The 6,336-nt window shown below is 75.9% G+C and carries 5 protein-coding genes; 2 read left to right on the top strand and 3 right to left on the bottom strand.

Annotation, left to right across the window (positions count from 1 at the left end; genetic code table 11):
• Nucleotides 1–143: 143 nt before the first annotated feature.
• The 3 genes from ACFVFS_RS40325 to ACFVFS_RS40315 form a co-directional block, all read right to left on the bottom strand.
• Entirely contained in the window at nt 144–1,661 is a 1,518-nt protein-coding gene (locus ACFVFS_RS40325; protein ID WP_380630100.1) for a trypsin-like serine protease, read from the bottom strand.
• Nucleotides 1,662–2,362: 701 nt separating this feature from the next.
• Nucleotides 2,363–3,952: an alpha/beta fold hydrolase gene (locus ACFVFS_RS40320; RefSeq protein WP_380630099.1), complete on the bottom strand. Its 1,590-nt coding sequence runs from the start codon at nt 3,950–3,952 to the stop codon at nt 2,363–2,365.
• A 217-nt stretch (nt 3,953–4,169) separates the two neighbouring features.
• The gene (locus tag ACFVFS_RS40315) at nt 4,170–4,346 is read right to left on the bottom strand and encodes a hypothetical protein (RefSeq protein WP_380630098.1); all 177 of its coding nucleotides are present in this window, start codon (nt 4,344–4,346) and stop codon (nt 4,170–4,172) included.
• A 98-nt stretch (nt 4,347–4,444) separates the two neighbouring features.
• On the opposite strand from ACFVFS_RS40315, the gene ACFVFS_RS40310 reads away from it, so the two are divergent.
• A complete protein-coding gene (locus tag ACFVFS_RS40310; RefSeq protein WP_380630097.1) occupies nt 4,445–5,797 on the top strand; it encodes a bifunctional folylpolyglutamate synthase/dihydrofolate synthase in 1,353 nt (450 codons plus the stop codon).
• 162 nt (nt 5,798–5,959) lie between these two features.
• A partial coding sequence (locus ACFVFS_RS40305; protein ID WP_380630096.1) for a DJ-1/PfpI family protein occupies nt 5,960–6,336 on the top strand: 377 nt, incomplete at its 3' end.

Below are 6,336 nucleotides of genomic sequence, written 5' to 3'. Positions count from 1 at the left end.
GCGCCCGCTGGGCGGGGCGCGTGGGGCGGGGGGGCACCGCGGCCGCCGGGCCCCGCCGCGCCCCCCCCGCCGCCCGGGGGGGGGGCCCCCCGGTGGTCCTCCCGCCGACGGCCGCCGGCGTGACAGGTGGGGTGACCGGACGGTCAGGCGTGCGTGCCGGTCGCCCAGATGGCGCCGCCGACGCCCTCGCCGCCGCCCTTGCCGTAGATGACGAGGTTGCCGTCGTCCTGGAGCTTCAGGAAGGCCCCGGGGCTCCAGAAGGTGCCGGAGGCCCAGACCGCACCGACGCCGCCGCCCTGGCCGGCCGGGTAGACCACCAGGTTGCCGTCGCTCTGCATGACGAAGTAGCCGAAGGGGCTGGCGTAGGTGCCGGTCGACCACTGGTGGGCGCCGTCGCTCTTGCGGTAGAGCGCCACGTTGCCGTCGCGCTGCATGATCAGCACGCTGGACGCGGACTCGGTCCACTGGCCGGACCAGACGGGCTGGCCGGAGCCGATGGTGGTGCCGATCCGGGTGGAGCCGCTGCCCCAGACGGAACCGCCGGCGAGGGGGCCGCCGTCCTTCTTGTAGACGACGAGGTTGCCGTCGTCCTGGAGGCTCAGGTAGCCGCCCGGGTTGCCCCAGGTGGCGGAGTGCCAGATCGGCTGCCCGCCCGCGGTGGAGAGCACCAGGTTGCCGTCGGGCTGCATCTCCAGGTAGGCGCCCGCGTTGCCCCCGGTGCCGGTGGCCCAGATGACGCCGGCGGGGGCGTTCTTGTGGGTCAGCGTCAGGTCGCCGCCGGGCTGCATGGTGAGCCGCAGGTCGCGGCCGGCGAGGGTCTGGCCGGCGGTGAGGCGCGCGCCGGGGCCCAGCAGGGCCTGGTCGACCGCGGAGTTGTCGAGGATCCACTGGCGGATGTCGTCCGCCCTGGCGTCGACGGCGTCGGTGCGGGCCTCGGTCGAGCCGAAGCAGCCGCCCGCCCAGGCCCGGCTGTGCACGCCGGCCAGGACGGCGGTCGAGCCGTTCTCCCGGAACAGCGGCCCGCCCGTGTCGCCCTTGCAGATCGTGCCGGTGGACGGGGCCTTGGCGGCGAAGCCGACGGTGGTGGCGGTCGCGCCGGTCACGGTCACGGCGGTGCTGTGGAGCCTGGTCGGCGCCCATTCGGTCCCGGTGCGGCCGTAGCCGGCCACCCGCAGGGTGTCGCCGGGGGCCGGGGCCGCGGTGGCCAGGGTCACCGGGGTGATGCCGAAGACCGGGTGGGCCAGCCGGGCGACGACCAGGTCGCGATCCGCGCGGGGCTTGATCTCGATGACCTCGGCGACCCCGCCGGCCTGACCGGACAGGTCGGTGCGGCCGACCGTGATGACGGCCTTCTCCTTGGGCTTGCCCGCGGTCACCGTGGACGGGTCGGCCGGGTCGGCGGCGAAGCAGCCGGCGGCCGTGACCACGTGGGTGGGATTGATCAGCGCCGCGGAGCAGCCGCGCTTGCCGTCGCCGATGTCGAGCTTGGCCGTGAACGCGTAGCCGCCGTCGGCCACCGGGTCGCCGACGACGGCGTGGGCCGGTGCGGCGCCGAGGGCGAGCACCCCGGCGACGGCCGCGGTGAGGAGGCCGTTGATCCAGACGGCACGCGGCCCGCGGCGGGTCCGGGCGGCCGACGGGCCCCGGCCTTCGGCACGCATCGCGTCAAGAGCGCCGGCGCCGGCGCCGGGGGAACCGGCGTCGAAGGGTGATACGGACGTGCGAAACACGGTTCGGTTCTCCGATGGGTTGAGGACGGTCTTCTGGACGGGTCGTGCGCGGGACGGGCACTCGTCGGCAGCCCGACGGCACGGGCGGCCGTTCCGGAGTCCGCTCCCGGCCGGTGGGGGCGAGTACGGCACCTCCGGCTTTCCCGGCCCGCGATGCGCAACTCGGCCGGAACGGTGGGGAAATAGCCCGCACGGGCCGCGGCGGGATTCGGCGGCGGCGCCCCCGCCCCCGCATGTCGTCGCGGAGTAACCTGCCGCGCCGTCAGGATCCTTTCGGATCAGAGGAGTACAGCACTCTGACTTCTCGTCAGAGTTCTTGCGCCACCTGCCGGGAGAGCCTTCCGGGAGTGGGATCTGGGCACGTGGGCGTCCTTCATTCCTGGGGCGGCGGCAGGGCAATCGACCGGCGATTAGTTCGAGTAAAGCACGTATAAGCGGCCAGTGGCTATCGCTCTCCGGATATTCGCCCACGCATCGCCAGGGTGTTTACACAAAGGATGGTGACGATTCATCGGTTGCGGACCGAGCGCAGACCACACCTTTGAGGCCTTCGATACCAGCTGCGGATCTATCGGTATTTGTTCACGTACTCACCTTCGCCCCATTTGAGCGGAATCCAGGGCGAGGCCCGGCTACCGGCGGGTGCAGACGGGGTCGGTGTCCGGCAGGCGCCCGCCGGCGAGGTAGGCGTTGACCGCGTCGTCCAGGCACGCGTCGCCGTAGATCCCGTAGAGCCCGTGCTGGTTCGCGCCCCGCAGGGTCAGCAGGCGTGAGCCGGGCAGCATCGCGTGCAGGGCGACGGCGTCCCGGTACGGGGCGCGCGGGTCCCCGGTGGCGGAGAGGAGCAGCACCCGTGCGTCGCGGCGCACCTCCACGGGCGCCTCGCGCGGGGCGTCCCAGAAGGCGCAGGGGGTGATGTCGTTGAGCATCGGACCGAGCAGCGGGTGCTCGGCGCGGCTGCTCTCGATCCGGCGCCAGTAGTCCTCGGGGTCGCGGGGCGCCGCGCGGTCCGCGCACAGGACGGCCTGCATGGCGCTGCCGGCCGACGCCCCCTGCGGGCCGAACAGCAGGCGCAGCAGGGCGGCGGTCGGGGGCGAGGGGGTGGCCTGGCCGCCCGCCGCGACTCCGGCCAGCATCGCCATCTGCTCGGCCAGGGCCGCCCGTTCCGGATCGGAGTCGCCCTGGAGTCCCACGAAGAGCAGCACCGGCACCCGGGTGTCGTCCAGCTCGACGGCGTCGGCGCCGCTGCCGACGACGAGCGGGCGGACCGCGGCCGTCTCGACGGTGCGCAGGATCCCGGCGCCGACCTCCGCGCGGGTGCGGCCGAGCCCGTAGGTGGTGTGGCGGGCCGCCGCCCAGTCGGCCCAGTCGGCGAACGCCCCCTCCTGCTCGGGCAGTTGGTTGGGGAGGAGCGCCGAGCCGGAGCGGCTCGGCGCGGGCGCGCTGTCCAGCACCATCCGGTCGAAGCGACCGGGGAACATCTGGGTGTACGCCGTGCCGACGTAGGCGCCGTACGAGACGCCGAGGTAGGAGATCCTGCGCTCGCCGAGCACCTCCCGGACCAGGTCCACGTCCCGGGCCGAGTCGCGGGTGCCCGCGTACGGCAGCAGCTCGCCGGCCGCTGAACGGCAGTCGGCCGCGCGGTCGCGGTGGAGGGCGACCTGGCGCTCGAAGGCGGCGCGGCCGGTCCCGGCGGAGAAGAAGCCGCCGTCCGGCCAGCCGCAGTCCACCGGGGTGCTCCGGCCGGCGAAGCGCGCGTCCAGCCCGACGATGTCCCAGCGGCCGGCAGCCTCCCCGAGGGCGGCTCGCACCCGGGGCGGGGCCCCGAGCGTCGGGGCGCCGGGGCCGCCGTCGTTGAGCAGCAGCACGCCGCTGCGGTGGCGGGTGTCGGCGGCCTCGATCCGGGAGAGCGCCAGCGTGATGGCGCGTCCGCCGGGGTTGTCGTGGTCCAGCGGCACGGTGACGTCCGCGCAGCGGGCGCCGGCCCGGTCGAGTGCGGCACCGTCCTGGTCGTCCGGCCCCAGGCGGCAATCGTGCCAGTCGAGGCGCTGCCGGCGGAGGCGGTCCAGGGCGGCGGCGGCCGCGTCCCCGGGGACGGTCGCGGCGGCGGTCGCGCTCAGACAGGCCGTGAGGGCCAGGGCTGCCGAGAGGGCCCGCCGTCCGGCGCGCGGGCGCCGGGCGGCGGGGCCGGTGCGGCGGCGGCTGCGGCTGACGAGGGCCATGGCGCTCCTCGGCGGTGCTGGGTCCGGCCCGGTCCCCGGGCGGACCGGCGGTCGCGCTCCAGCGTCGGCCCGGCCCGGCTCCCCCGCAAGCCGCCTGGCCCGGACGGCCCAGCGGGGCCCGGGGCCCGGGCCTCCGCCGTCCGGATCCGGCCGGCCCTCCCGGGAGCGTCCCCCGGGACCGGCGCACGGACCGGCGGCCCGGCGGGCTCCCGGAGGGTCAGGGCGCGGCGGGGGCGGGTTCCAGGGCGCCGAGGGCGGTGCGGGCCCGCTCACGGTACTCGGCGAGGCGGGCGAGCTTGATGTCCTCGTAGCCGCGGACGCCGCCGGCGAGCCGCCTGGCCGTGTCGGCCACGGCGCGGACCTCCCGGACGTAGGTCCGCGCGGAGGCCTCCACGACGGGAGCGCATGACCGCGCCGGCGGGCGCGGCCGCCTCCCGAACAGGTCGCTGCGAAGCGCCTCGGGGCGGTCTCCGCCGGTGCCATACTCGGCGGGTGGACTACCAACGCTGCGTGGACATCCTGGCGAGGATTCACGAGAACCCCCACCGGGTCCCCCGGACGGTGCGGCAGGCGAACGTCTCCGAACTGTTGGACGCCCTGGGCCACCCGGAGCGGGCGCTGCGCGGGATGCTGGTGGTGGGGACGAACGGCAAGGGGTCGACCTGCGCGTTCGCGGTGTCGGCCGTGGCGGCGGCCGGTGCCCGGGTGGGGAGCATGCCCAGTCCGCACCTGCAGGAGCCCAGGGAGCGGATCCGGATCGACGGCGTCCCGGTCACCCGCGCCGAGTACGCGGCGGCGTTCGACGAGGTCTGGGGCGCGATCGAGCGGCACGGGCTGCCCGTCCTGGCACAGGGGGTCTTCGCGGCCACCGCCGCCGTGCACTTCCGGCGGGCGGGCGTCACCCTCGCGGTGGCCGAGGCCGGCATCGGCGGCAGCAGGGCCGCGGCCGCGGAGCTCGGCCTGGACGTGAAGGTCGTCACCGGTGTGGGGCTCGACCACACCCGGCTGCTCGGCGGCTCCCTGGCCGAGATCGCCCGGGCCAAGACCGGAGCCGTGCGGGACGGGGACCATGTGGTCCTCGGGCGGCTGGCCCCGGAGGCGGCCGCCGGCGCGGAGGAGGTCCTGAAGGAGCGGACGGGGCTGTCCGTGTGGCGCATGGACCACGAGATCCGCTACACGGCCCGGACCGTCGAACGGGACGGCGACGGCGGCCCGACGACCCTGGTGGACGTGGTCACTCCCCGCGCCGTGCACCGCGATCTGCCCTGCCCGCTGGCCGGCGCGCACCAGCACCACAACCTCGCGACCGCCATCGCCGCCGTGGACGCAATGGCCGAGCGCGGCGACGTCCCCGACCCGGACGAGGAGCGGCTGCGCGCGCGGCTGGCGGCCACGCGCTGGCCCGGGCGGCTCGAACTCGTCCCGCACGCCCGGCTGGGCGGTTGGACGGGACGCGTCCTGCTGGAAGGCGCCACCAACCCGCAGGGTGTCGCGACCGTCGCCGCGGAGTTCCTGCGCCACGCCCGCACGGCCGGCCACGCGGCCCCGCCCGTGCAGGTCTTCGCCGCGATGGACGGCAAGGACGTGTCGGGCATGTTCGCCCCGCTCCCCTCCCACTGGCCCCTCGTCCTCACCCGCACCGGCTCGCACCAGGCCGCGGACCCCGCCGCCCTGCGCGACCGGCTCGCCCGCGACCGGCAGGGCCCCTGCCTGACGGCCGAGGACACCCCGTCGGCGCTGCACCGGGCCGCCGAACTCGCCGGCCCCGGCGGCCTGATCCTCGTCTTCGGCTCACTGCGCCTGGTCGGCGAGGCCCGCGCCGCCCTGGCGCTGCCGCCCGCCTGACGGAGGCTCAGGGCCGGCGGAGCGGGGCCGCGGACGGCAGGTCCCGAGAGCTTGCCTGGCGGCGGCGGCACGGCGGCCGTTCTCGTGAACCTGCCGCGCGTGCCCGGGCGTGTCCGCGGATGCGCCCCCGGTCACCGCGGACGCCTGCCTAGGCTCCCCGGCATGGACATCGTGATCCCGCTCTTCAGGCATTTCGAGCCGCTCGACGCCATCGGCCCGTACGAGCTCCTGGCGAACCTCCCCGACGCCCGGGTGCGCTTCGTCGCCCCCGAACCCGGACGGATCGCCGACGTGCTGGGTTCCCTGCGGGTGGACGTGCCCACCCGGTACACGGAGGTCGAGTCCTGCGACGTGCTGCTCGTCCCGGGCGGTGAAGGGGCCCGACAGCTGCTGACCAACGCGGAGTTCATCGACTGGGTGCGCCGGATCCACGGAACGACCCGCTTCACCGCCTCCGTCTGCACCGGGGCGCTCGTCCTCGGGGCGGCGGGACTGCTCAACGGGCTGACCGTGACCACCCACTGGCTGGCGAAGGACGA

Source organism: Kitasatospora sp. NPDC057692 (assembly GCF_042799475.1).
Classification (GTDB): domain Bacteria; phylum Actinomycetota; class Actinomycetes; order Streptomycetales; family Streptomycetaceae; genus Kitasatospora.
This window is presented reverse-complemented; position numbering and strand designations above follow the sequence as displayed.